The 24,425-nt window shown below is 60.8% G+C and carries 33 protein-coding genes; 6 read left to right on the top strand and 27 right to left on the bottom strand.

The genetic code is table 11. The features are described 5' to 3' along the window. Positions 1–10 precede the first annotated feature (10 nt). From AC781_RS10825 to AC781_RS13455, 27 genes are all read right to left on the bottom strand, one after another. Positions 11–496 carry a hypothetical protein gene (locus AC781_RS10825; protein ID WP_067771743.1) on the bottom strand — a complete coding sequence of 162 codons (486 nt, stop codon included), beginning with the start codon at positions 494–496 and terminating at the stop codon, positions 11–13. 12 nt (positions 497–508) lie between these two features. Next, positions 509–1,672, bottom strand: coding sequence for a hypothetical protein (locus AC781_RS10820; protein WP_141675641.1), 1,164 nt, complete (start codon positions 1,670–1,672; stop codon positions 509–511). Between the two features lie 58 nt (positions 1,673–1,730). After that, complete coding sequence (locus AC781_RS10815) at positions 1,731–2,345, bottom strand: hypothetical protein (RefSeq protein WP_067771749.1); 615 nt, start codon at positions 2,343–2,345, stop codon at positions 1,731–1,733. 29 nt (positions 2,346–2,374) lie between these two features. Continuing rightward, complete coding sequence (locus AC781_RS10810) at positions 2,375–2,581, bottom strand: hypothetical protein (RefSeq protein ID WP_067771752.1); 207 nt, start codon at positions 2,579–2,581, stop codon at positions 2,375–2,377. Positions 2,582–2,598: 17 nt separating this feature from the next. After that, the gene (locus AC781_RS10805) at positions 2,599–3,111 is read right to left on the bottom strand and encodes a hypothetical protein (protein ID WP_067771755.1); all 513 of its coding nucleotides are present in this window, start codon (positions 3,109–3,111) and stop codon (positions 2,599–2,601) included. Positions 3,112–3,117: 6 nt separating this feature from the next. After that, the gene (locus tag AC781_RS14375) at positions 3,118–3,252 is read right to left on the bottom strand and encodes a hypothetical protein (protein ID WP_281241744.1); all 135 of its coding nucleotides are present in this window, start codon (positions 3,250–3,252) and stop codon (positions 3,118–3,120) included. Continuing rightward, positions 3,249–3,881: a hypothetical protein gene (locus AC781_RS10800; protein ID WP_067771758.1), complete on the bottom strand. Its 633-nt coding sequence runs from the start codon at positions 3,879–3,881 to the stop codon at positions 3,249–3,251. Before AC781_RS10800 ends, AC781_RS14375 begins: the two co-directional genes overlap by 4 nt. 9 nt (positions 3,882–3,890) lie before the next feature. After that, complete coding sequence (locus AC781_RS10795) at positions 3,891–4,313, bottom strand: hypothetical protein (protein ID WP_067771761.1); 423 nt, start codon at positions 4,311–4,313, stop codon at positions 3,891–3,893. After that, on the bottom strand, positions 4,310–6,340 hold the full coding sequence (locus tag AC781_RS10790) for a hypothetical protein (protein WP_067771764.1): 2,031 nt from the start codon (positions 6,338–6,340) through the stop codon (positions 4,310–4,312). Before AC781_RS10790 ends, AC781_RS10795 begins: the two co-directional genes overlap by 4 nt. A 22-nt stretch (positions 6,341–6,362) precedes the next feature. Next, complete coding sequence (locus tag AC781_RS10785; RefSeq protein ID WP_067771767.1) at positions 6,363–7,154, bottom strand: hypothetical protein; 792 nt, start codon at positions 7,152–7,154, stop codon at positions 6,363–6,365. Between the two features lie 163 nt (positions 7,155–7,317). After that, a complete protein-coding gene (locus tag AC781_RS10780) occupies positions 7,318–7,758 on the bottom strand; it encodes a DUF1320 family protein (protein ID WP_067771770.1) in 441 nt (146 codons plus the stop codon). Next, positions 7,755–8,183, bottom strand: coding sequence for a hypothetical protein (locus AC781_RS10775; protein WP_071133353.1), 429 nt, complete (start codon positions 8,181–8,183; stop codon positions 7,755–7,757). Before AC781_RS10775 ends, AC781_RS10780 begins: the two co-directional genes overlap by 4 nt. Before the next feature lie 68 nt (positions 8,184–8,251). Then, positions 8,252–9,190, bottom strand: a complete 939-nt coding sequence (locus tag AC781_RS10770) for a hypothetical protein (RefSeq protein WP_067771776.1) — start codon at positions 9,188–9,190, stop codon at positions 8,252–8,254. Between the two features lie 14 nt (positions 9,191–9,204). Next, positions 9,205–9,636, bottom strand: a complete 432-nt coding sequence (locus AC781_RS10765) for a hypothetical protein (protein WP_067771779.1) — start codon at positions 9,634–9,636, stop codon at positions 9,205–9,207. Between the two features lie 21 nt (positions 9,637–9,657). Next, positions 9,658–10,908, bottom strand: coding sequence for a phage protease (locus AC781_RS10760; protein ID WP_083076308.1), 1,251 nt, complete (start codon positions 10,906–10,908; stop codon positions 9,658–9,660). Between the two features lie 123 nt (positions 10,909–11,031). Further along, positions 11,032–13,305, bottom strand: a complete 2,274-nt coding sequence (locus AC781_RS10755) for a phage portal protein family protein (RefSeq protein ID WP_067771785.1) — start codon at positions 13,303–13,305, stop codon at positions 11,032–11,034. Between the two features lie 3 nt (positions 13,306–13,308). Beyond that, entirely contained in the window at positions 13,309–14,922 is a 1,614-nt protein-coding gene (locus AC781_RS10750; RefSeq protein WP_067771788.1) for a hypothetical protein, read from the bottom strand. After that, the gene (locus tag AC781_RS10745; RefSeq protein WP_067771791.1) at positions 14,919–15,479 is read right to left on the bottom strand and encodes a phage protein Gp27 family protein; all 561 of its coding nucleotides are present in this window, start codon (positions 15,477–15,479) and stop codon (positions 14,919–14,921) included. Before AC781_RS10745 ends, AC781_RS10750 begins: the two co-directional genes overlap by 4 nt. Positions 15,480–15,546: 67 nt before the next feature. Then, complete coding sequence (locus AC781_RS10740; RefSeq protein WP_067771794.1) at positions 15,547–15,810, bottom strand: hypothetical protein; 264 nt, start codon at positions 15,808–15,810, stop codon at positions 15,547–15,549. Between the two features lie 58 nt (positions 15,811–15,868). After that, a complete protein-coding gene (locus AC781_RS10735; RefSeq protein WP_067771797.1) occupies positions 15,869–16,282 on the bottom strand; it encodes a hypothetical protein in 414 nt (137 codons plus the stop codon). Between the two features lie 4 nt (positions 16,283–16,286). Further along, positions 16,287–16,901 carry an N-acetylmuramoyl-L-alanine amidase gene (locus AC781_RS10730; RefSeq protein WP_067771800.1) on the bottom strand — a complete coding sequence of 205 codons (615 nt, stop codon included), beginning with the start codon at positions 16,899–16,901 and terminating at the stop codon, positions 16,287–16,289. Positions 16,902–16,950: 49 nt separating this feature from the next. Next, positions 16,951–17,250, bottom strand: coding sequence for a hypothetical protein (locus tag AC781_RS10725; protein WP_071133352.1), 300 nt, complete (start codon positions 17,248–17,250; stop codon positions 16,951–16,953). A gap of 170 nt (positions 17,251–17,420) precedes the next feature. Further along, entirely contained in the window at positions 17,421–17,675 is a 255-nt protein-coding gene (locus tag AC781_RS10720; protein WP_067771806.1) for a hypothetical protein, read from the bottom strand. A gap of 88 nt (positions 17,676–17,763) precedes the next feature. Further along, positions 17,764–18,039, bottom strand: coding sequence for a hypothetical protein (locus AC781_RS10715; protein WP_067771809.1), 276 nt, complete (start codon positions 18,037–18,039; stop codon positions 17,764–17,766). Then, on the bottom strand, positions 18,036–18,611 hold the full coding sequence (locus AC781_RS10710) for a hypothetical protein (protein WP_067771812.1): 576 nt from the start codon (positions 18,609–18,611) through the stop codon (positions 18,036–18,038). Before AC781_RS10710 ends, AC781_RS10715 begins: the two co-directional genes overlap by 4 nt. A 14-nt stretch (positions 18,612–18,625) precedes the next feature. Beyond that, the gene (locus tag AC781_RS10705; protein ID WP_067771815.1) at positions 18,626–19,267 is read right to left on the bottom strand and encodes a hypothetical protein; all 642 of its coding nucleotides are present in this window, start codon (positions 19,265–19,267) and stop codon (positions 18,626–18,628) included. Between the two features lie 19 nt (positions 19,268–19,286). Further along, positions 19,287–19,604, bottom strand: a complete 318-nt coding sequence (locus AC781_RS13455) for a helix-turn-helix domain-containing protein (protein ID WP_083076310.1) — start codon at positions 19,602–19,604, stop codon at positions 19,287–19,289. A gap of 86 nt (positions 19,605–19,690) precedes the next feature. On the opposite strand from AC781_RS13455, the gene AC781_RS13805 reads away from it, so the two are divergent. The 6 genes from AC781_RS13805 (at position 19,691) to AC781_RS10680 (ending at position 24,424) form a co-directional block, all read left to right on the top strand. Continuing rightward, positions 19,691–19,906, top strand: a complete 216-nt coding sequence (locus tag AC781_RS13805; RefSeq protein ID WP_156850337.1) for a helix-turn-helix domain-containing protein — start codon at positions 19,691–19,693, stop codon at positions 19,904–19,906. 8 nt (positions 19,907–19,914) lie between these two features. Then, complete coding sequence (locus AC781_RS10700; RefSeq protein WP_141675643.1) at positions 19,915–20,319, top strand: hypothetical protein; 405 nt, start codon at positions 19,915–19,917, stop codon at positions 20,317–20,319. Between the two features lies 1 nt (position 20,320). Next, on the top strand, positions 20,321–20,599 hold the full coding sequence (locus AC781_RS10695; RefSeq protein WP_071133351.1) for a sigma factor-like helix-turn-helix DNA-binding protein: 279 nt from the start codon (positions 20,321–20,323) through the stop codon (positions 20,597–20,599). Between the two features lie 71 nt (positions 20,600–20,670). Then, positions 20,671–21,363: a hypothetical protein gene (locus AC781_RS10690; protein ID WP_141675644.1), complete on the top strand. Its 693-nt coding sequence runs from the start codon at positions 20,671–20,673 to the stop codon at positions 21,361–21,363. Then, positions 21,360–23,396, top strand: a complete 2,037-nt coding sequence (locus AC781_RS10685; protein ID WP_067771827.1) for a hypothetical protein — start codon at positions 21,360–21,362, stop codon at positions 23,394–23,396. Before AC781_RS10690 ends, AC781_RS10685 begins: the two co-directional genes overlap by 4 nt. Before the next feature lie 20 nt (positions 23,397–23,416). Next, a complete protein-coding gene (locus tag AC781_RS10680; protein WP_067771830.1) occupies positions 23,417–24,424 on the top strand; it encodes an AAA family ATPase in 1,008 nt (335 codons plus the stop codon). Position 24,425: the final 1 nt, after the last annotated feature.

Here is a 24,425-nt window from a genome sequence, read left to right as displayed (position 1 = left end):
CGGGGGACGATTATATGATGGTGCGGTGCGTGAGGAGGAAGGCGTATTCGACGGCGATCCAGGCGCCGCAGGTTTGGCCGTAGCGGCGGCGGATGCCGGCGTATTGGTCGGAGGAGATGGGGAGGGCACGGCAGCGCTGGACGGTGGCCTGCCAGCGTTCGGAGGAGATGGGGATGCCTTCGTGCCAGCCGTAGCGGTAGAGGGCGTGGCCGGTTTGGCTGGTGTTGAGGAGGTGTTCGCGGTCGTGGGCGTATAGTTCGGCCTGGGCCCGGGTGGGGTAGGAGCGCAGGACGGTGAAGCCGAAGGTTTTGGTGGCGTTGCCGCGGCCCTGGTGGTGCTGCCAGGGGGAGGCGATGATGTCGTCTGTCTGGATGGAGGTTTGCCAGTCGTTGGTTTCGGGGCCGGGCATGATGTCTCCAAGGCTGCAGCAGGGGATGGTTGTTTCCTGGCCGCCGAGGAGGGTGACGAAGTCGAAGGTGAAGAGGGCGGTTTGCATGGCAGAGCGGGGTCAGGGGGTGCGGAGGCGGTTGAGGCGGTCTGCACAGGCGGCGGCGAGAGGGTCGACATCCATCCATGCGCGCTGGAGGGTGTAGGTGCCGTTCGCTTGCGGGGCGATGAATTCGCTCAATTGGTTGATGAAGCCGAAGGCGAGTGTGGAGTCTTCCGTGTAGATGTCGCAGGCGTCGTCGGTGTCGTAGGTGTAGGTGTAGCCGTCCTGATCCAGCTGGGCCCGTACCAGTGAGGAGACTGTGCCGGGGGAGTAGACGTCCGGGAATTTGGTCCAGCGGAGCCGCCAGTAGTTGCGGCGGACGGTGGAGGCAGTAGTTCCGCCGCCGTTGGAGATGTGTTCGCGCAGGGCTGTGTAGAGGGAGACGGTTTGCAGGGCGTAGCTGCTGCCGGGGGAGGTGGATTTGTAGCTGTCGAGTGTCGCGAGGAGAGGTTGCTGCAGGGTGGGTGTGTCGGTGTAGACGATGAGGTTGCACCCGGATGCGGCGAGCCAGTCGTATTCATAGCCGCAGGAGGTGCAGGCGGAGTCGAGGTCGTCGCGGTAGTAGGGGCCTGAGGGCGGGTTGGTCCAGAGGATTTTGACGGCGTAGCTGGGGCCGGTGGCGGCGGCGTTCCATTTGGTACGGTCGGCAGCAGAGACGTGGGTGGCACCGCTGTTGGCGTGTGCGTTGTAGGTGGCCCAGGGGACGAGGCCGGAGATGGAGGGCGAGTCGCCTTTGAGGCTGGCCAGCCATTGGTCGCGGGTGCCTTTGTAGCCCTGGGCGACGGCGATTTCGTAGGCGTCTTTGCCATTGGTGCCGTTGCGCCCGGTGCCGATTTCGACGTGGATGGCCATGGTGGTGCCGAGGTCAAGGTCGAAGAAGACGGAGGTGGAGGTTTCGGGAGGCGGCAGGAGTGAGGGCTGGACTTCGAGGAGGCCGCGGACGGCAGGTACGCCTGCGATGCGGATTTCGTAGGTGTGGAGGCCTGCGGGGAGGCCGGGGTAGCTGAGGTTTTCGGTGTCCGGCGGCATGGTGATGATGCCGCCGCCCGCGGTGGAGTCGAGCTGGACGGCTCCGGTGAGCATGCCCGGGGATTGCACGATGGTGTCGCCATCCCGGAACTGGAAGTAGAAGACGCCGCGGATGCCTGCTGTGGTTTTGAGGTGTTTTTCGGTTGCGATCATGGCGATGGAGATGGTTCGCACCGGGCATGTACGGTGGAGGCATGCCCGGTGCGCGGGGTTAGGCGGAGGCGGCGATGGCCTGGACGTTGGCGAAGGTGATGGTGGCCATTTCGACGCCGGGATCGACGAGGAATTCGAATTCGGGTTTGATGAAGTCGGAGGTGAAGGAGGGGGCCGTTTTGAGTTTGAGGCGGCCGTAGCCGTAGAGTTCCTGCACTTTGTCGGTGCCGTCCTGCGAGCGTTTGATGACGATGCGCAGCCAGCCTTCGATGCAGTTGCTGCCGGCGTTGGCCAGGGGCATTTCTTCTCCGTCCTTGATGGGGGAGCCGAGGCCGAAGGCGAGCTGCAAAGCCTCCGGAGAGGTTTGGGATGTCGTGAAGGTGAAGCTGAAGGATTGGAGCATGGATTCCTTGTGTTTCATCCAGGCGCCGTTTTGCTGGCATTCTTCAATTTCGATCATTTTTTCTTCCGCTGCTGGCTGGAAGTTGGAGCCGCGGCCGATGTCGTGCCAGGCTTCGGGGGCGGTGGCGTAGTCGGGGCGGCTGGTGGCGGATACTTTTGCGCCGTCTACGGTGAGGGAGGCGGGGCAGAAGGAGATGGAGGAGGGGCCTAGGACGTCGTGCGAGACGACGCGGGCCGTGATTTTCGGGGTGATGACGGGAGGTGTAGACATGTTTTTAGTGAGTAGGTATGAGTGAATAATTATCCGAGGATGCGGAGTTTGCCTGCCTGTTCCAGGGCGGCGGCCTTGGCGGAGGGTATGTCCACGATGGTGCCGCGGGCATGGTACATGCGGCCGATCAGCAGGGAGCGAGCGGTGATGGTGCAGCGCAAGGTTGTTGCTTCAACGGCGGGTTCCGCAGGCGTTTCGGCTTGGGGTTTGTCTGTGTTTTTTGGTGTTGTAGCCATGTGTTTGTGTGGTTGGTTTAATCGAATGCGATGGTCGGGTGGATGATGCGGGCGGTGATGCTGATGCCCCGGGTTTGCAGGAGGCGTTTGTCGCCCAGGACGACGGCGAGGTCGCCGTCTCCGGTGACGACCGGCGATCCGTAGGGGCGGTTGCTGATGTCCCATGATTGGATGATGGAGATGACGGTGGCGGCAAGGCGGTCGGTGGCTTCGTCGGCCGTGATGCCGGTTGCGTCCATGCCGAGGCCTCTCCAGACGCCGCAGGAGATGACGTATTCACAGTCCAGGTAGGCCGCCCGGACGGTGGTGTCCCTGGTGGGGTTGGCCAGGTCCTGCGGGACGACGGCGACGAGTCCGGAGTATTGCCGCACGATGGCGTCCAGTGCTTTGATCTGATCGGGGGAGGTCATGAGGTGTTCGTACACGTACGGCCGGATCGGTTCGTACATGCGGAGGCGGTCGATGAGGGCCTTCCCGAATTCCCATCGGGGGGATGTCGGCAGCTGGGAGATGTCCGGAGCGGTGGGCATGGCGGGTCAGAGGTTGTAGGCGGCGGTGATGCCGGCGGCGATGATCCAGCCGAGCCAGCCCAGGATGCGTTGCCAGTGCGGGCGGCGGGTGTCTTTGGCGATTTCTTCGAGCGTTGTTTCTGCTTTGTCCGTGATGTTCATGGTTGGATGGTGTTTCTGTGGTTGATGGCGCGGGTGTAGGAGACGACGGCCGATCGCGCCGCGTCGGTCATCTCTGCGTCGGTGGGCATGACCTGCGGTTTCGGCTTGATGGTGGCCGATCGCAGGAGGCATGCCAGGGGGACGATTTTGTGTTTCAGCCCGTCTTTGCCTTTCCGTTTGCGCTCATGGACCCAGTACATGACGGGAGCTTTGCCGGTTTGCGAGGGCAGGACGACGATTTCGTCGTCGGGGATGCCGAGTTCATCCAGGCTTTTGCGGCGAAGGGGAGAGTCGGAGAAAGGTACCAGGAGGGATTGGATCGGACGACCCGTGACGCGGGAGGTGCGGCCGCTGGGGAGGACGGTTCCGCCCAGCCACTGCAGGCGCACGCCTTTCTGCCCGATGGAGATGGTGGCGGTGCAGCCTTCCACTGCCGGCTGGCCAATGGATTTGATGGCGCCATGCCACCAGTACCGAGATTTCGTGGCCTCTTTCATCCCCATGAAATGATCGACGACCTGCTGCCGGACACCCAGGGCAGCGGAGCGGCTGATTTCGGCGAGGTCGGCCTGCCCCAACCCTGTGGTGGGGACGATGACGGTTTGCAGTTTGGCGGATATTTTGATCATGGCGGTAAATCAAGCATCCGCGACCCAGTACGAGGCAGCGGTAAGAATATCGAAGAAGTGGAGCATGTAGGGATCGGGATAGGTCTGAGTGATGGGTGGAGCGGTGGCGCCGTCATCCCAGCGGCGGTCAATGGTTAGGGTGAGGTGAGGGATGACGATGGGCGCGGCATTGAGGCCATCCTCTGCTGCCGGTGGTTCGGCGGTTTCTCCCCGCCGGGCGATGATGAGAGTGGCGGCCCAGCCTCCGGGGTCGAGGGTGGAGATGGTGTCGACCGCTCCATGCCAGATGGTGAGGAGGTCGGGCGGCAGGTCACGGGCTATGATGTCGCGTGGCAGGAGTGTGCGGCCATCCGGCAATGTAATGCCTGCGGCGGTGAGGGTGGAGGAGTCCCAGTCGGCTGGGCAACAGGTGATTTGAAGCTGAGGGATCATGTGCTTTGGTGGATTTGGAGTTCGTAGATGGTGCCCGTGAACGAGGCGGAGTAGAGCCAGACGCTGGCGATGCGCTCCGCGCCCGTGGTGTTGGCGGCGAGGTGCAAGGCTCCGCCCGAGTGGGTGAGCCATGTGGCCGCGGTGTCGATGTCCACCACGACGCCGTCAGGCAGCAGGGTGTCGTCGCCCGCCTTGGGGCGGTAGACGGATGCGGAGAGGCCGATGTCCTGCGCGGCGGCGGTAACGTAGACATGCCGCCCGATGTTGGCGGCGACAATGACGGTTTCTGAGCCTGCGGGCGTGTAGTCGAGGCTGGCGGTGACGTACCGCCAGTCCACCCAGGATTTGTCGGCTGCTTCGAGGAGGGCCTGTTCTTCGGGCCAGCGTTTGTAGGTCGTCCAGTTGCGGAGAGGGATGGTGTGGGCATGTATCGTGATGGCGGGCGGTACGTCCTGCTTGTCCTGGTTGGCGCGGTCGCTCAGGTAGGTGCGGCTGACCCACAACGTGCCGCGCGACATGATGCTCGAGTATTGGCCCACGTCCGACGTGACGGCCGGGTTGGTCGCCTGGCTGTAGCTGCATTCGACAGCATACAGGTTGCCGGCATGGCAGCCGATGTAGACGGGGGCGTGCCACTCGGTACCGCGGCTGATGATCTGCAGGCTGTGCAGATCATCCAGCCGTCCGGGGTAGATGAGCCGCCACGACGTAGGGACGGAGCCGAGGACGCTGTAGGCATGGCGTATCATCATGCAGCGGACGGCATGGCGCGGTGTGTCCACGATCCGCAGTTCGTTACCGCTGGCCCAGTCCCACGGATAGGTGCCCGCATGCGGGGTGTAGGTGGAAGCTGGCCTCGTTTCGATGCCGCAGGCGATGCGGCTTTTGGCCTCGTCCATGCAGTTGCGGCGGCGCGTAAGGTACGCGACGTCGACGCGGGCCATGCAGGTGAGGCGGTGATGATAGGTCGACTGGTCGGGTACGGTGTAGCTCTCCATCAGGCAGTCGTTGCCCGTCCATGCGGCGCTTGTCCAGCGGCCGATGTAGGGGATTGCCCTCTCCGTGCAGTACGTCGAGGCCCAGAGCCATGCACTCATGTGGGTGCCAACGGAAGAGGCGGCAGCAGTCGGCTGGATGATGATACCGCCGTTGGCGACGACCGGCGCGTTGAAGGTGTTGACTCCGCTCCAGATGTTGGGCTGTGATTTGCGGGCGAGGTCGGCCTGCGTGGTGGCGATGTAGGTGTCGATGGAGGATTTGCCGGAGGCCGTGGCGTCAGAGATGGTGCCGGTGCCTGCTGTGATGCTTTGGCCGATGGCGTTGATGCCGTCGTTCGTGGCTTGGGCGATTACGGTGGCTTCCGCGCTGGAGATGGATTCGAGGGCGGCTTCACCGCTGGCGGCGATGATGTCGGCGGTGTCTGCGGCAGCCTGTCCGGCGGTTTGGTTGATTTCCTTTTTGGCGGCGGCTGTTTCGACGGCTGCGTGTGCCGTGATGTGCTGTTTGGCCGTGCCGGTGGCGGTGGCGATTTCCTGCCGGGCTGCGGGGAGGAGGTTGGAGGCCGTTTCGAGGAGGCTGTCGGCGGTGGCGATGCTGCCTTCGATGGCTTCCCAGGTGGCGGCGGTGATGACGGGGACGATTTGGACGGTGACGGTGATGGCTGTGAGGTCCGAGGAGATGGAGGCTTCGATGTGTTCCCCGCCCTGGTCGGCAGGCGGCATCGATGCGACGCGGTCCGCCACGCGGATGCTGCCGCACAGGAGGGCGTGTTCGACTCCCGTCGCGGTGTGTTTGGCGTAGAGGTCGTAGGCGTAGTTGCTGGCTACCAGCGGAGGGATGGAGAGGCGGACGCTGGATGGATCCATCGGGGCGGCGCCGAAGGGGTGGATGCGATCGCCCAGCCGCGCTGCTCCGTAGATGGCGTAGTCGGCAGCAGTGGCCGGGGTGCCGTCCTGGTTGGCGAGGCGGAGGATCATGTGCCGGGTGACTCCGGCGACGGTTTCGATGTAGTGCTTGGTTGCGGCCATGGCGTCGGATGAGCGTGATTAGTTAATTGTTGCCTGTGAACGTGAGTGTATCCCCGTCCCACATGGCGAGGCCGTCCATCAGGGCGGTGGCCTGGTCGCGCAGGTCGGGCGGCAGGTCCGGGAGTGTTGCTTCCAGGGAGAGGGGTTCTGGCGGTGTGTTGCGGGCGGTGTCGAGGGAGTTGTAGGCGGCGGCGTCCATCAGGCCGAGGGCTGCCGCTTCTTCCCACGCCACGGGGATGCGGTCCATGCCGCTGTTGTAGTCGTAGGGGGCGTAGTCGCTGCCCCAGCGGGAGAGGGCGGCCCAGATGGGCGAGGTGGTGAGTGCGACCATTTCGGTGGCGCTGGCTCCGGCGCCGCCTACTGCGCCGTAGGCGATGCGCCAGCGCAAGGGCCAGTCGCGCGGCTGGGTGCGTTCGCCCATGCGGACGAGGCGGTATGCCGGGAAGGCGAGCGATCCGCGGTAGGCTTCGGCCTGGGCGCGGCTGGCTGCCTGCGTGGTCTGGGTTTCGAGGATGAGGTTTTTCCGCGCCGTGCCGGAGAGGTCTCGGATGGTTCCTTCGTCGCCCGGTTCGGGAGTGTAGCCGATCGCATCGAGCATGTCGGTGATCGCATGGCGGGCTTCGGTTTTGGAGGCTCCGCCTGTGAGGATGGCCGCTGCCTGCTGCCGGATTTTCAGGAGGGTGGCCAGGTCGTCCACCAGAGCGCCGAAGATGGAGCGGACGGTGAGTTCCGGAGACATGCGCGCCCACTGCTCCGACGTCATGCGGACAGGGAGCGGTGTTTTGGCGTTGAGGATGTCGGCAGCGGATGGCATGGTGGGTGGAGGCTGGGTTACACAGATGGCGCAGATCGATGCACAGATTTTTCCGGGTTCGAATCCGGCTGATCGCCGGATTGATGGAGCTGTAATATTTTGATATAAAATAAATCAGTGTTCATCTGCGGTATCTGTGGCTTCTGCGTTCGTGGCCGCCGGATCAAGGTATGGGGTAGAGTCCGGGGCCGTCGTTGCCGTAGGCGGGGTCGGGGGCGATGATCGCCGGGGTGCTGGCGGGCTGGATGGGGAGTTTGCCCGTGGCATCGAGGACAAGCTGCTTCTGCGTGCGTACTTCGGCGATGCGGGCGGCGGCTTCGGCGGCGGCCTGTTTGCGTTCGTCGGTGATGGCCAGCGCGTACCGTTTGAGGAGGCGCCATGCGATCATGTCCAGCGCGGCCGGACGCAGGCTGCGGGGGATGAGGGCGCCATCAGGCAGGATGTTGGCCAGGTTCTGCGCGACGGCATCGCGTACGATGGCCGTGACGTCGTCGATGGCGTCCTGGACGGCGGCGGATGCTTCCGGCCTGGTGAGGGCGGTGAGTTCTTCACCGACGAAGACGGCGGACAAGTCGTCCGGCCTGATGGCGACCCAGTAGTTCATGATTCCTGTTCGGAGGGTTGTTCGTGTTGCAGGAGGGCGTCGGCGACGGCGTCCACGCGGCCCATCATCCATTCCAGGTGTTTGTCGTCGGTGATGACGCTGCCCCATGTGGGTGACTGGATCAGGGCGCAGGCGATGCGGACTCGGATTTCCGTGCGTGACGGTTCGACGGATACGGGTTGCAGGGAGCAGCACCCGTCAAGGATCAACCTTTCGGCATTGTCTTCGCCTTCCGCTTGATTTGGTTTGGTGCCTGTGGGCTGTTCGTCAGGCTTGTCTTGGCCTGTTTTGGCGGCAGCCGATTCATTTGTTTCCTGATCGGGGATGTCGGTTTGTTGCTGGCGTTCAGCGACCGCATTTTCGTCCATTTCCGGATTGTTGGGTGCGGCGGGTGCAGGTTCCTGCTTGGTATTTTTTGTAGCCATGTGTGTGTTCTGGTTTTGTGTTGCGGCGCCATGCACGGTGCAGGCATGCGCCGTGCATGGGGGATGGTTCAGCTGACGGTGATGCGGTTGTTCAGGCCGATGGCGGGGAAGACGAATTGGCGGGACATGCCGATTTCGTACCACCAGGTGTGTTCCGCATCGGAGCGGTACTTGATGGGGACTTCAACCGGTCCGGAGTCTCCTCCGTACAGGATAGCCATGCCGCAGAGGTCGTCATACTGGCTCTGATCGTCGATGAAGGTGAGCATGACGTCGGAACCCAGCATGTTGGCTCCCGTCGTTTGGACGTTCGGTCCCGGTGCGGCCGTGCCTACCGGGACGGTGACTCGGTGTATCTTCGTGCCGGTGGCGGCATCGAGGCCCAGCAGTTCGTACAGGCGTTCGGGGGTGAGCGTTTGCGTGGAGTTGTACTGGATTCTGGGCAGGATGCTCGGGTTTTCGGACAGGATGTCCCATGCCTGGTGCGAGAATATGATGCGGTTGGGTTCCACGCCGTGGTTGTTGCGGTAGTCGCTGATCAGGTCTTTCAGTTCCGTCAGCGGTTTCGAGGAGGCATTGGACCAATTGCCGATGCCCGAGAGAGCCGGCACATTGTCGCGCAGGGCCTGGAGGCCCTGGGCCGTTTGCGAGGTGCGCCAGGTGCCCAGCAGGGTGCCCAGTTTGGCATTGGCGATCTGGTCGGCCGTTTTGCCGGGGTTGCGCTTGAGTTCCTTGTCATCCACCCCGATGCGGATGCTGTGGTCTTGCAGCATGAAGGGGAGGTCGACGCTGCCGGTGTTGATGGTTTTGGCGACTTCGTGGAGGCCGCGTTCCGTTTCGACAGGACGCCAGACGTAGCCCTGCGGCCAGCTTTTGTAGGTGCCCATGCCTCCGATGTTGCCCGCCCAGCGGGCAGCCAGGAATTCGAGGACGTTGAAGACCGGGATTTTGAAGTAGTTGACGGCGCGGTCGTAGAGGGGATAGCAAAATTCTGTGGTGGTACTCATGATGATGGGAGGGATTAGGGTTTGGTGGAGGGCGGCAGCATGATGGCGCTGACGAGTTGCCCGGCCGTTTGGGCCGTGACGTTCTGCATGGCCATGGCGACGATGATTTCGCCCGATGCTCCGGTGGCGGCGGATACGGTGCTGTCGCTGTTGAGCTTGAGTTTCGTGATGCCCTTGGAGATGACGCCGGGATTGGCGCCGAGCTGGACGTCGACCACTCCGCCGAAGGTGTACGGGATCAGGGTGGCTCCCGTGGTGTTGCCGCATATCTGGGCTAGCTGGCTGTCGGGTTCCGAGATGATGCCGAATATGTCGGAGGAGGATGTCGCCAGGGCGATTTCGCCCGAAGCGGTGAATTTGCCGAACTTGCCTTCGTGGAGGTGGCCCGTGGGGCGCAGCTCGGCGGTGTAATTGGCGCGGAAGCGCGGGATGTCTTGTACGATCATGTGGTTGTGTGCGGTTGTGGGTTAGCGCCTTGCATCCGAGTAGGAGTTGACGGCGGAGTTGTAGGCTGCATTGTATTCGGCCGGGCTGAGAGGGCGGCCGAGGCGGGCGGATTCTTCCTTGACGTGTTTCCGGCAGTAGTCGACGAGGGCCATGTCCTGGGTCGGTACCTGCATGTCTGCGCCGTTGATGCGCATGGTGACGGTGCGGTTCGGCGTGTGCCCTTTGAGAGGCGCTGCCGGTTTGGCCGCATTGCGCCGCACTCCGAACAGGCCGGGATAGCGGGCGGAGTTGGTGGCGGCTCCGCCTGTGCCGGCTGCCTTGTTGGCTTCGGCCAGGGCGGAGGTGAGTTCTTCGTTGCTGCGCTGGAGGTCGGATACGGCCGAGACGAGGGAGGCCGGATTGGCCGTTGCATCGAGGCCGAGCATTTCGGCGATTTGTGCGACGGCGTCGTCCAGAGTCAGTTCTTCGTCGCCGTCCGCATTGGTTTCGGGGTCGGTTTCGTCCGGATCGGTTTCGGAGTTGGTCGCGGTATCGGGATCATCCGGGTCGGCATCCGAGTTGGCAGCCTTTTCCTGGTCTTTCTCGGGTTCGCAGGTGCCGGAGTTGCGGCGCTGGCCCGTGATCGGTTGCGTGCCGCGATTGCGTGTTGCTTTGGGTTTCATGTGTTTTGTTTGGTTGTGGTGTTTGGTTTGGGTAGAGGTGAGGCTGTTGGTGATGGGGACTTGTCCCTTGTGTCGGTTGGTGTTGGTGATGGTGCAGGCATACAGGGCGGTAGGTGTGACGCCGCCTTCGATTTTCCGGAAGTCCGCAAATTCGTATTCCGTCGAGAAGAAGCAGTATTCGCCGGAGTTGACGAGGGCGTGCCCTGAATCCGTCCATTCGATCCACGCCCACAGGCGGCCGTCCGGTACGCATAATGCCTTGATCCATCCTCTGGCGCCCGTGTCCGGCACGTCCACCCACGACAGATGGTCGCGCGTGACGAGGATGCCTTTGCCTTCGTTGTCGTACCGTTCGAAGTTGTCGACGATGCGGAGGAGGTCTTCTTCCGTGGACAGTTCGCGGGCGAATCCGTTTTTTTCCGCGAATGCCTGCAGCTCTTCATCCGACCAGCTCTCGGGGATGTCGTAGCCGAGACTTCGACCGACTTTCTCCATTTCGACGGTGGCGTGGTTGTAGGTGGGTTCGATGCAGTACCAGGCGGATCGCGGCACTTCCCCTACGGGAAACGGTGCATGCGGGGACTGGTCGAAGGGGGGGATTTGTGACATGGCGTGTTGACTTTGTGTGGCGTTGTGCTATGGTGTGCTTGGAAATCTGCTCTGGCGGCCCTGCAAGTTAAGGAGCGGACGACCGATCGGCGGGAGGCGCCCCCGCGTCCGGTCCTCTTTGGTTCAGTCCCGTTTGTATTTGAGGGTTCCTTTTCTCGTTTTTTCCATGCTGGACAGTCTGCGGTTGTGGAAGTAGGTGCGTACGTTGCCCGTTTTGCCGACGACGAAGCCCGCCAGGACGTAATGGCCGGAGGCATCCTTGTAGGAGCGCAGGTACGTGCGTTGCCCGTCGCGCGGGTTTTCCCATATTTCGTGAGGGCTTTTGACGGCGCGGACGGCTTCGGAGAGGTGGCGCAGGCGGCGGGCCTGTTCGGTGGATGTTTTCCCGGCCGCTTCCCAGTGGTCGAGGACGTCGCGCGTGAAGTGCACGTTCTGGCCGTCGATACTCCGGGCGCTGAATCCGCGCGTCAGGCCGCGTTTGGCACGGCCCGGGTGGCTGGCAGTCGAGGCGGGATCGGGCGAGATGTCTTTCAGCCTGCCCAGGCCGAGTTGTTCGGCCGTTCCCGTTTTGCCGACGGCGGCATGGCCGAATCCGGTTTTGAGGTCTTTGCGGCCGCGTCCTCTTTTGTCCCACCCCTTTTTGGCGCCTTCGCTGGTGCCGTAATTTTCGGCGACGGGTTCGTCTTCCGGGGAGGTTTGCGCGTTTTGTGCCGCATGGTTGTCACCATCCTGTTCGGATGTGCCCCGTGCCGCGCCGTGCATCGGGCGTGCATGGGGGGATGCTGCGTCGGAGGCATCATCGGGCGCATAGGGCGCGATCGCTTCCTGCAGGGCCTTTCGAAGGCTTTCCGCCTTGGCCTCGATGCGGGCCGGGTCGAGCGGCATGGAGGCGAGGCGTGTGAGGATGGCACGCTGTTCGGCGGTGATGCCGTCTTCCGGCTGCACCTGTGCGGCAGGGCGAGCAGACAGGTTGTGCATGCGTACGGCCGTGGCGGCGTCATACACTCTGCGGGCCTGCGGCCACAGCATGGTGGGGGCAAAGCGACGGTGCATGCTGTTGAGCATGCCGGCAGCCTGCTGCTCCGGCGTGAGAGGCACGGGAGCCAGAGGCATGCCCATTCGTTCTTCCAGGCTTTGTTGGGTCGGCACGAATCCTGCGGACTTGGCGGCGTAGATGGCTCGGGCGTCCATGTTGGCGCTGGTGACGTCCAGCCCCGTGAGTTCTGCGACTTGGTCGTCGGTGAGGCGGTAGCCTGCGGAGGCGAGCATGGCGATGGACTGGACGATTTCGGAGGTGCCCTTGTCTTCCAGCGGGGCGAGCGTGAATTCGACCAGATGCGGCTGGCCGGGGTGCCACTGGTTCAATGCCGGAGCGAAGAGATGCCGTTGCAGGAGGGCGGCGATGTCTTCCCCTTCGGCGGCGGCGATGGCATCGAAGGCGTCCTGGTGGGCGTTGCCGGTGGAGGTCGTCGTTCCTTCTCCCGGCGCCGTGAGCATGGTCATGAGGCCGCCCGTGCAGCGTAGGACGATTTCCTGCGAGGCCATGTCGATGTACCGCGTGAAAGAGTCGGGGCCGAGGGAGCCGGGCTGGACTGTTTCCACCTTGCTGCCGGGCGGCAGGACTCCGGCACTGTTGGAGAGGCACTGGCGTCCGAATTCGATGAAGGCTTTTTTCTGTTCTTCCGAGATTCCGTCGGGCATGATGATGTACATGGGCGGCGTGCCGTATCGGCCATTGTATACCGCCAGCTGGCATTTGCCGTTCTTGCGGTCGAATACCAGCAGCATGGCCACCTGGTCGATGGGCCGGGGGCAGATGCGGGTGATGATGCTGTCCATGGAGACGGGAAGATCCTTTCCGATCGTGGCGCCGTAGGTGGCTTCCGGATTCCAGCGCCAGGGTCCCTTGTACCCGTCCCGGCACCAGTTCCAGTTGTCTGTGAGGTTCAGGCGGAGGGAGGTGTCGGTTTCAAGCAACTGGAGGTGGCGGTAATGCCGGAAGGATGCCTGCGCCAGTCCGGCGATGCCTTCTTCCATGTTGTCGATCGCGTTGCAGAAGTCGGTCAGCGTGCGTGCCTGGGCGTCGGCGAGGCAGGCTTCGGCATCGGTCAGGCCGTCTTTGGGCCGAATGTCCCAGCGCAGTTTCTTCAGGGCGGCAAGCCGCCGGTCCACGCAGACGGAAAGGTAGGTGTCCGCCTGTTCGATGTTGTGCCATATCCACTGAATGTTGGACCAGGCTCCGCGCATGGCTTCGTTGACGGCATCCCGCATGATCGGGAGCGTCAGGTAGTCCAGAGGGTGGGTGCGTTCCAGCCATTGGTCCCGGGAGACGGACATCTCCTGGAGGTCGAGGCTGGAAAAGTGCAGCGGGCGGGAATCCGGTACGGGTGTGCTCATGGCTTAAAACGGGCGGTTGAGTAATGCGGCGTTGTTGGGGAGGGAGGCATCCCACGGGTTCAGCATGTCCGGCCGGGCAAGTTCGATCGGTTCCGGCAGCATGTCGCAGGAGGGGCGGATGTGGCCCCAGTAGGCGAGTTTGGTGGAGTCGAAGGTGTCGGCGTGGTAGCCTTCCTTGGAGATTTCGGCTTCGAAGCGGGCGCCGTTGCGGATGACGAGGCGATGGTCTTCCGCGACCCATTGGCCGGGAGGCAAGGCGATCGTGCCGTCTTCCAGAGCAGCGCAGTAGGCGGTGCCGAGGGCCGTTTTGGCATCCGAGTCCATGCCCTGGTAGCGGACTTTGTCGCCGCCTGCGATGCCGCGGACGTTGAGGTGGTGGCGCATGTCCCGTGCCAGCAGGTTGGAGTAGAATTTTTCATTGGACGAGTCGACCCACAGGCCGCTGATGTTGGCCCGCCCCAGCTGGTGCAGCACATGGCGTATGGCCGCCTGCATGGTGTAGTAGTCTCCCGTTTTCCAGCGGACGATGAGGCGGGCATGGCAGATGCCGTCCGTTTTCTGCAGGACGGTGAGGGCCGAGGGGTTGGACTTTTTGTTGGTGGTGCTGGCGACGTCCTGCCCCATGGTGCAGGGGTCGGCGGTCAGGGTGTCCGCCCATGCCGTGCCGATCAGGGAGGCGATGTTGTTGGCGGTGACGTCCTGTCCGGCCAGGTCGATGGCGGTGCATGTGCCGCTTCCTTTTTCCTGGGCACGGTCGAGCCATGCGCGTTTGACGGCGGATTCGCCACTGGGCAGGAAGGACAACAGATAGTTGCGATCCGCCGATTGTTTGTCCAGGGAATGCGCCCGGTAGGTGTCATAGTCCACGGCTTCCCCGGTTTGCGGATCGTAGAGGGGTACTCCTGCCAGAGCGGCATCGTATGCGTCCACCCGGTGCACGGGGTAGCCCGTTTCCGTCTTGTAGAAATTGCCTTCCGGGTTCGGTGTGAACTTGCGTGTTCCCGGATTCAACACGTCGTACATGTAGTGTTTTTCCTCTTTAGATGGAGTGGTAAACATCCACATCATGAATTCGGGGTTGCTGGCGATGATGGGTTCGACGGCATCCAGTACTTCGAGGCAATGGGGCCAAAAGCCGACTTCGTCACCGAATACGTCTCCGGTCCAGCTTCGTGCCGTTGCCGGATTTGGCGGTAATATCAATGTTCGGCTATAGCGGGTGCGGCTGTGATAGATGCGTATTTGGGCCGAATTCTTTTGCATGATTTCTGCCAGATCGGATACATCCAGCAGTTGGTGTGTTTTCCTGTCCACCACGTTTCCTCCCAGCCTCACGTTCAGGGTGTTTTCTGCATCGTGTATTTTCTGCAGGGCGTCATGCCAGATGGTTGCTTCCTTCTCCAGCAATTCTTTTCCTACATTCAGAGATGCCGAGATGAAGAAGCAGGAGCGGCCTGCTTTGGATAACATCCGGTCGAGAGCCTTGGCTGCAATCGTATAGGATTTCCCGCCTTGGCGTCTCCACAAAAAGAAGGCAATGCGCATCCGCAACGCGAACGCTACTTGCTGGTAAGCCTTGAACTGGATCAGGGGTTTGACGGAAGGGGCGGGTTTCATGCTTCGGTGAAGGTGGGGGTGTAGGGCTTCGTTTCGCCGAAGAGGATCGGGCGGAGCATGGCGATTTTTTCCTCATGCGTGGCGGCGCCGTGCAGGATTTCCTGCACTTCCGGCGACATGGCTTTGGCCAGGACGGCTTCGGCGGCACGGATTTCAGCCAGTTCGACCTGTCGGCGCATGAGTCCGACGCGTTCCGAGTCGTTGACGAGTTTGACCAGCTGCACCAGTGCCTTGGGATCGGTCGACGAGTCCAGGGCGAATTCGAAGGCCCGCTGTTTGACGCGGCACCGCATGGCTTCCGTCATGCCTTCGGTCGGGGCGGAGTTGATGGTGCGGGCGATGGCTGCCAGGGTGGCCAGGTCGTCCTGCCCCTGCGTGCGGTTGATGTATTGGTGGACGCTGTTCAGGGATAACCGGATGCCCTGTTCCGCGAGGTAGTCGCGTATGGCTCTGCCCGATGCGTTCGAGACGACCATGGCATCCACTTCCGCCCGGATGTCGGGAGGGAGGGAGCCGATGACGCTGTCCGATCGCAGTTTTTTTGGGGTGGCGGCCATGATTCAGATAAGAGGTATCAGGTAAGAGGTAATAATTTTTAACTATTCACTCTTCATTTTTCACTGTTCATATTTCCTGGGCGGCGACGCGTCCGGCGTCGGTGAGCGCCCATTTGTACCCGGCAAGTTCGTTCGGCGTGCCGGTGATGTAGCCGCGTACTTTCAGGGCGGCGACGGCTTCGTTGTAGGTTGCGTCCGGGATGCGCGTCGGCAGGGCGATGTCGACATGGGCGCGGAGGGTGGTGTCCGGCAGCAGGAGGGGTGCGGAGATGACGCGCAGGGTGCGCATGATGGCCAGTTTGACTTCGGCGAGTGTCTGTTCTTCGTTCATGATGCAGCGGGGTGTTTGCGGCCGTAGGCGGCCAGGATGATGATGAGGAGGAGCGGGATCATTTTTTCGAGGCGGAGGCGATTTGCTGGAGGAGCTGGTGGAGTCCTTTCATTTCGCCGCGCATTTCCGCGACGGTTTCGGCGATGGGGTTGAGCCTGTCGAAGATTTGCCGGGTGACGGATTCGTGTTTTTCTTCCAGGCGGGTGACGCGGCCTTCCAGTTTCGCGTGTTCGTCGCGCGTGATGTATTCCGGGTGCTTGACGATGGGAAGCGGGGTGGGCGAGATGAGGGTGTCCGTTTTGAGGCGGGCGCGTTCTTCTTCGGCTCCTTTTTCCCGCGCGGTTTTGTTGACTTTCCATCCGGCAGCCCCCGCCGCGCCGAGGATGGCGACGATGAGGGCGGCGACGGTGGCGACGGAGATGTAGCCGTCGGGGGCCGCTTCGGCGAGGAGTAGTGGGAGAGAGGCGATCATGGCGTCAGGCGGCGATGGCTTTGACGGCTCCGGCGATGCCCTGGGCGATGGCGGCGCAGAGGGCGTCCGCGCGGTCCTGCAGGAGGCGGCATTCGCCCGGGTTGCTGCCGCCGAAGCAGGGTTCGATCATGATGGCGGCCATGCGGGTTTTCTGGAAGTAGCTGACGGCGCGGGAGCTGTCGGCACGTACGCCGGATGAGGCGATGATGGCTTCCGTGCGTTTGTCCGGGCAGACGTAGATGATGCCGCGGTCGCGCGTGCCGAGGCATTCGCAGATGGCGCGCTGCAGGTGCCGGGCGGCGGTTTCGCCGCGTGCGCTGTTGTACCAGCAGAGGGTTTCCGTGCCGTTGGATGCGGGTTCGAATGAGTTGAAATGGAGATCAACGGCGAGGATGGCATCCGTGGCGTTGCAGGCTGCGGCGGCGTGGCCGGGCGTCGTTCCGCCGCCGTTGACAAGGCGGTTGACGATGACGGCGGAGATGCCGTATTGCTGCTCCAGGATGCGTTTGATTTTCGGGGCGTGCTCCAGCCAGTACTGGTATTCCGACTGGCTGCCGTCCGCCATGACGGCTCCGCCGTCGCGGGGGCTGTGGCCGATGGATAAGGCGACTGTGTTCATGATCGTGTGTGGTGGATGAGGGTTTTAGCCACAGATGGGCGCAGATGGTTCACAGATTTCCGGGCACCCGAATCCGGCCGACTGCCGGTTTGATAAAGCAAAAGTATTGATCGACAAAATAAATCAGTGCCAATCCGTGGAATCTGTGGCTGAGTGTTTCATGGGATGTGTTTGTTTCCGGCGTGTTCGTGGCGGGGTGCCCGCCCTGCACGGTGGCAGGACGGGACTTGGCAGCACGATGATGGCGGCAAGGGCAGCCCGTGGCCGGGTATTCGGGTGTTCCGAGCAGGCCCATGCAGCGACGATACCTCACCCATTGAGCGACGGTGTGGGCGATCGTGCGGATCATGGACGGCCTGGACATGCACACAGCTTGCCACAGGTTTTTCAATCGACATGCTGCCGATGCACAAAACGCACAAAACGCACAAAATACACGTTTTGCACAAAACGCACAAAAAAACCGCACCATCGCGGTGCGGTCGGTTTTCAGCCTGTGGACAGAGAGGATGGCGCGGATCAGATGTCCAGCAGCAGCTGGCTTACGGCGCGGCGTTCTTCCATGTCTTGCCGGGCCTTTTCAATCAATTGTTTGTCCAGATGTTCCACCTGCCTGCGGCTCAGGATGTATTTCCGGCCGCGGGGGCGCCTCCACCCCATCAGTACGCCGTCGCCGATCATGGACAATACCGTGTGGCGAGACTTGTAGCCCAGTATCTCCATGGCATCGTACACGCCGATACGGTCTTCTACAGGGGGCAAGGTGTCGCTCATGCACTCATGATACCATACGTCACAAGCAAATTGTGCCATACGATACACAGTGAGGCGTTTGCATCATTATCCCACGTTGTTTCGTAGGCTAGTTTTGCGGCTGGCATAACTTGCAGGGCACCGCTTCTGCGGGAGGATTGGCCGTGTAGTAACCATGGCCGATGCCGTACCATTTGCAGCCGTCCACATGGATGCGTCCGGCAGCTTTCCACTTCGTGTTGACCCAGTAGCGCACGGCGGATTTCTTTTGCTCCGGCACCCGATCGGGCTTCGTCGCGAGATTGTACGCATCATGCGCCAGCCAGCCGATGGCTACGCAGCATAGATAGGCCACGATTTGCCATGTCCATAAGGAGGGTGTCATTTATTAATTTGATATTCCAAGTCTTCAAGATTCCTTTTCGATTCTTCCATCGCGTTTTTCATCGCTTCCTGATATGCCTCCTTGGTGATTTTTTGTTCTTCGTATTCCTGATACAGTTTATTGTGCAGAGTCAGATATGATTTGGAACGTTCTTCGCTAATTCTATTTTTGAATCGATAAGCCCAAGTATGAGCTATTTCATCCCTCGCCTCTTTACCTTGGACTATTGCGAGTAATCCGTCTAATTTAAAATTTCTGATTTCTTCTTCAGTTTGGGCTGATCGTGCAGATGTTTCTTTGAATGCCTTCGCGGTGGCTATTTCACCTGCCTTGATTCTGTTTTTTTCGTTCTCTGCTGCTTGCCTTTCAGCTTGCCGTTGCCGCTGCTCTTCCTTCAAGCGTTCCTGATGTATTTCCCGTTCAAGCCGCGCTATCTGTTTTGCATTTTCTTCCAGCTGTTTATTGTACGGATTGTCTTCTTTACCACACGAAACGAGAAAACAGGAAATTAAACTGAAAGTTATAATTTTCATTCTCGCGATATGAATAGAGCTATACTTTTGATTTTTCATGATTCGATGCAAGATTATTTTTTAGGATGTGTTTTATAAATATATATTTTATAAACATCTTGCATACGATCGATTTTTTTATCAGATGGCATGATAGCATCTTGGAAGATATGCAAAAAATCATTTTTGGATGATGCAACAAATTCACTTTCTTCATCTGTTAAGGTTCGACAAAAAACGTTACTACTACCCAATGTCCACTCATCTGCATCAAGGTGTAATTTTTGATATAACCATCCAACTGCCTTTTTTCTCCAAATCTGTGAAGTGATTCGTTTGCAAATTTTATGCAAATTATAATTTCTGCCCAAGTCTTCTCTGATTCCTCTCTGTCCGAATCCAGGGAACACAATATCTTCGTCAAACATTTCCATATATGATGCAAATAAATCTCTTACGAATTGTAATCTCATAATTCCCTGAAATGCCATATCTGGACAGAACCGAGGAATGGATCCATCGTAAAAAACATGATCCCAAAATTGATGCATCGCACTATCCATTTTGTCTGATGAGATGAGCGATTTCATATTTGCAGTTTCTATTTCTTCATCATGCTTCAAGTGCATGCAATATATTATCGCTTCCACAAATCCGATCCATGTAAGATATAAACTTTTCGTATCAATATGCGATTCGTCATTTATCTGATTCATATATTTTCTTTTTGTTTAGTTATGATTCATCAATAAACGCCAAATCGGAAATCAAACGTTTTTTTAAGGCTTCCATTTTTCTTTGTAGTTTATTGTTTTCCATTTGAGAGATATCAGATTCTCCCATTTTTTCGGATACGCCCCATAACCAATCCATAGATACACCGAGTGCGGCAGATAGACGAGCCAATTCATCGGCTCCAGGACTTCTTCGCCCCGATAAATAAGAAGATATGGTCGCTTGATTTACATTGCAAAGTTCTCCTAATGTTTTCTGTGTTAACTTCAAACGAATAGACATCACTTGTAAGCGAGAAATAAAAATGTCATTTGGCATATTTTATTATTGATTTTTTCTGTCGTTCGACATATTAGTAATGACATGCGAAGCAACATAGTTGCTTTTACAAAAGGCAAGTTATCATGAATACCGACACAAATCAATCACATTGCTATGATATGCGATGGCTCTACAGCCGCGGGTGGACTGCAGCTCAGGCCGCCGCTGCTACGGGATACCATAAATCGACGATCTGCAGGGTGCTCGCCGGGCGCAACCGAAGCCAGGTTGTGCTGCGGAAGCTGCTGTCTTTGCCTTTTCGCAAGAAGCTGGTGATTCGCCGAAAATCCAAAGCCTGACTGACGCCATGATAGCCCTTGGAACCATGAGATACGTGCCTGCGATGCCGCCCTCCAGCGGTATGGCTCCCGATGAGATGACGCTGTTCCTCGACCGGATGCGGGCCTCCGAACACCGCCGCCGCTACCGCCGGACAGGGATGACCTTTCGCGAGTGGTCGCGCCGGGATGAAGCCATGGCCGTGGTCAGGCTGCAGCCGGTGCATGCGCCGGTGCTGTGCCATATCGGAACGCTGCCGATCGACGATTGCTGGCTGTGGAGGGTTTCCGCCCCGCGCCGCCGAAGCCGCTTCCTGCAGGCAGCCGAGCGCATCGTGCTTCGCCTGCCGGTGATCGTGCTGCTGCCGCTCGCCTGGGGTGTGCTGTTCGGTATTCTGCTGCTGATCGGACAGGCCTTTCGCCTGATTTTTTAACGTGGCACTTTTACCTTTCAAGATGGACCTGACGCCGACGGAACAAGCCCTGATGCTGGCTTTGCTGGATCTGGACGATTTCCGGGATGCCTGGGGAGTGTCCGACCGCCCGTCCCGGGAGGAGCTGGGCAGGGTGATGGGGATTTCCGCCGAGGCGGTGCGCCAGATCGAAGGGAAAGCCCTGCACAAGATGCGTCTCGCCCTGGTGCGCGACCCCCAATTGCTCCAGGAGCTGCAGCAGGTGATTGACCAGCTACGCCGGGCCGAGAGGCAGGGGTAGAGCCACAGATTCCGCAGATGCGACACAGATTTTTTTTGATGGATTTCAAGAAGACAATACCCGATACCGAGATGAAGACCGAGAGATATGAATTGATGATCGTGCCGGATGCCGCACCCGTGACCGTGTTTTTGCCGGATGCGCGCATCGATTACGCCAACCACCTGCACGGGCAGGTGCAGCAGATGGCCGTGCGCACCTGGCAGATGGCTGTGGTGCTCGGGCATACGCTGCGTACCATCAAAGACCAATGCAAGCATGGAGAGTGGGGGAAACTTTTCAAAAACAGCCGCAGTAAATCAAATGCGAAATTGATTTCGCATTTCAATTTCGGAGAAAAACAGGCCGGGAATTACATGGCCGTGTACGATGCGGCTGTGGAGGCGGCGAAGCGGATCAGCGAGGAGCGTGCAGCGGCGGTGATGCAGATGCTGGCCACGCGACCCGGGCAGGATTTTTACCTGGCCTTGGGCGAGATTTCACAGGCCAGCACGATCAAGGAGTTTCTGGCCGAGGTGGTGGACGATTCCGAATCCCGCGGAGCGAAGCACAGCAAGGCGAACATGCGGGATGCGATGGAGGAGGCGATGGAGCGCCAGGTGGCCGGGGAGCGGGAGGCTCAGGAGGATGCGGCGAAGCTGCTGGCCGCAGCGGAGGCGTACCGGGATTGCCGGGCGGGGCTGTGCACGCGGGAGTTCAACGGCCTGTTCGCATCGCAGATGCGGAACATCCTGCGCGGGCTTGAAACGGAAGGGAGGGCATGACGATGACGGAAGCGGAACTCGAAGGGCTCGCCTTGCCTCTGGACCAGCTGCAGAAGGCGCGGCTGCTGCTGGCTGCCTGCCGCACGCTGGATGAAACGCCTGCGGGATGCCGCACGCAGGCTTATGAAGATGCGGCCCGCCGCCTGGCACTGATGCTGCGTGTGTCGTACTCGGCGAAGTCGATGCAGCGCGTCTTCAACGAGTGGCTGAAATCCGGCCGGGATGCGCTGGCGGCGGTGGACAAGCGGTACCGGGCGGGCGCGATCAAGGCGACTCGCTCCCGCAACGGCCTGTTCCGCACTTATGTGAAAGAGCTCTTCTATAAGTACCAGCGCAACGGCAAGGCGGCGCATGCCGAGCTGGTGCGCAGGCTGCAATCCGGCATGCCCATACCCGGTTACGAGGACTGGCGGCGGATGGATGCCAACGGGCTGGTGAGCATCCCGCCCGGTTGGAGCTACCGGCAGATCGCCCGGCTCTTCCCGACGAAGGAGGAGGCGGTACTGGCCAAACACGGCATGCGGGCCGGAGCGCGGTACCTGCCGCAGGTATTCCGGACGCGTGCAGGCTCCTACCCCTGCGCCTTCGTGGCTTTTGATGATGTGCATTTGGATGTGAAGACGATCGCCCGCGTGAACGGCACGGACCAGATCGGCCGCCCCCTCCAGCTGGGATGCAACGATGTCTTCACGGGCCGCCGCCTCTGCTGGGGTACGAAGTTCTCCTTCGAACGGGAAGACGGCACACGCGCCGGGCTGAACGGCGACGAAATGCTCTACATCCTCTGCGACTACCTGGTGAACGTGGGCTACAGCCCGCGAGGCACCGTGTTGCTGGTGGAAAACCAGACGGCCTCCATCTCCCGCGAAATCGAGGAACAGCTGCTCTTGCTGACGGGCGGATGCGTGCGGGTGAAGCGGGGCGGGATGCACGGCAGCGTGCAGGCGATGCTGCACGAGTTCGGCGGCAAATCCTGCGGCAACCCCCGAAACAAGGCCTATCTCGAAAGCTACCACAATCCCCAGCACAACAGATTGTCGTTCCTTCCCGGCGCAACGGGCCACGACCGCACGGAACCGGAATGGCTGTGGGGCATGGAACGCGAGCAGCGGAAAATCTCCAAGGCGAAAGACAGGCTCCCTGCCGAAAAGGCGGCGATGCTGGAAGACATCCTGCTGCCGTTCCATGAAGTGTGCTCCATGCTGCCCTCCATCGTGGCCGATCTGAACGGACGCACCGACCACGATCTGGAAGGATGGGCGGATTGCGGATTCTTCCGGCAGGAATACAGCTTCGACCCATCCGGCGGCCAATGGGGCGACCTGTCGCAACTGGACGCCGATCAGAAAAACTTCCTGCTGCAGCTGGAAGCCCGGAGCAAGGGCCACATCCGCATGCGCCGCATGAGCCCGCAGGAAGCATGGGACTCCAGCATGCGGAACCCCGTCAACACCCTGGTGAAACTCTCCATCGTGCAGGCGGCGGAACTGCTGGGCATCCGCATGGCCCGCGACATCCGGGCGAACGGCAGCTATTTTTACATACAGGACCGGAAGCTTGCCCCCGGAAAACTGATTTACGACCGCGAACTGGTCACGCCGGACGGCTACCTGAAAGACTTCGGCCCGCGCATCGGCTACAAAGGCATCATCAACCCCTTCGATCTCGGCAAAATGTACGTCCTCGACGAGCGGGATGTCGTGCTGGGCTACGCGCCGCTGGTGCAGCGCGGCAGGCTGGGAGACGACGAAGCCCTGCGCTCCCAGCTCGGGCGCGCCAAAAGCCAGACGGCCTCCCGCCTGCAGGACATGCGCGTGACCCGCATGAACGAAGAAGCGGCCATCGTCGCACGCCGGGAACACAATGCCTCCATCATCCAGGGCACCTGCCGCACGCCGCAGGAACGGCTGGAAGACGGCGAAGCACGCCGTGCGGAACGCCGGATCGCCGCCCGGCAAAAAGGGCTGCCCCGCATGGACGATCCTCCCCCCAGGCTCCCCCCGGACAACGACCTCCCCGAAACCAACTATTGACCATCACCACCACACCAACCATGAGCGACAACGAACACACACAACCGATACCCGGCACGGATGCAGCCCTCGACTGGCTGCGCGGCTACGCCCGGGACAAAACGGCGGCCAGCATCGCCAAACAGATGGGGTACAGCGCCACCGTCGTCCGCCGCCTGCTGGCAGGCACCTACCATGCGGATATGACCAACGTGCTGGAGGCCATCCGCAAATTGCGCCTGCAGGTCGAGACGGCCGGCCACCGCGCCGAAGCGACGCGGAGGGCGGACATCGCCACCCGCATGCTGGGCCGATCCGTGGAATTCGTGCCCACGGAAACCGGCGAACAGATACACCGCCTGTGCCTGGCCGCCGTGGCGGACTCGACCGTCAACTGCATCGCCGGACGCGCCCTCTGCGGCAAAACCATGGCGCTGGAGGCGTATGCCGCCAATCCGGACTTTGCCCCGCTCACGCTGATGGTGACGATGCCGACCCGGCCGACCGCCTTCAAACTGGGCCGCCTCCTGTGCGAAGCGGCCGGGGTGGATGCGCCGACGGACGACTTCACGGCCATGCACCACCTGCGCCGCGTCATCACGCGCAACTACCTGGTCATCGTGGACGATGTGGACAAGGCGATCCACGCCGGCAGGCGCGGCATCACGGATGTGCTGCTGTGGCTGCTCGATCTTCACAAAGCCACGCGCTGCGGCATGATCCTGTGCGGCGATCCGACGTTCGGCGATGCCCTGGAGAAAATCGACCTCCTCGACCGCATCGCCAAAAGCGGAGAAACCCTGCTGCTGCCGGAATACCCCAGCAAGGCGGAGGTGCGCGCACTGGCACGGCAGGCGGGGCTGCCGGAACCGGATGCGGATACGTGGTCCGTCATCGGCTCCATCGGCAGGGAAGACGGCCTCGGCAGGCTCTGCCTCTACATGCACCGCGCCCGCCGCCAGGCCATGCTGCAGGATGCCGCCGGATCATGGGCCTATTTCCATGCCGCCCGCAACCCGCAGCCGCAACAACAACTCACCAACCGATGAC

Source organism: Neoakkermansia glycaniphila (genome assembly GCF_001683795.1).
Lineage (GTDB): Bacteria > Verrucomicrobiota > Verrucomicrobiia > Verrucomicrobiales > Akkermansiaceae > Akkermansia > Akkermansia glycaniphila.
This window is presented reverse-complemented; position numbering and strand designations above follow the sequence as displayed.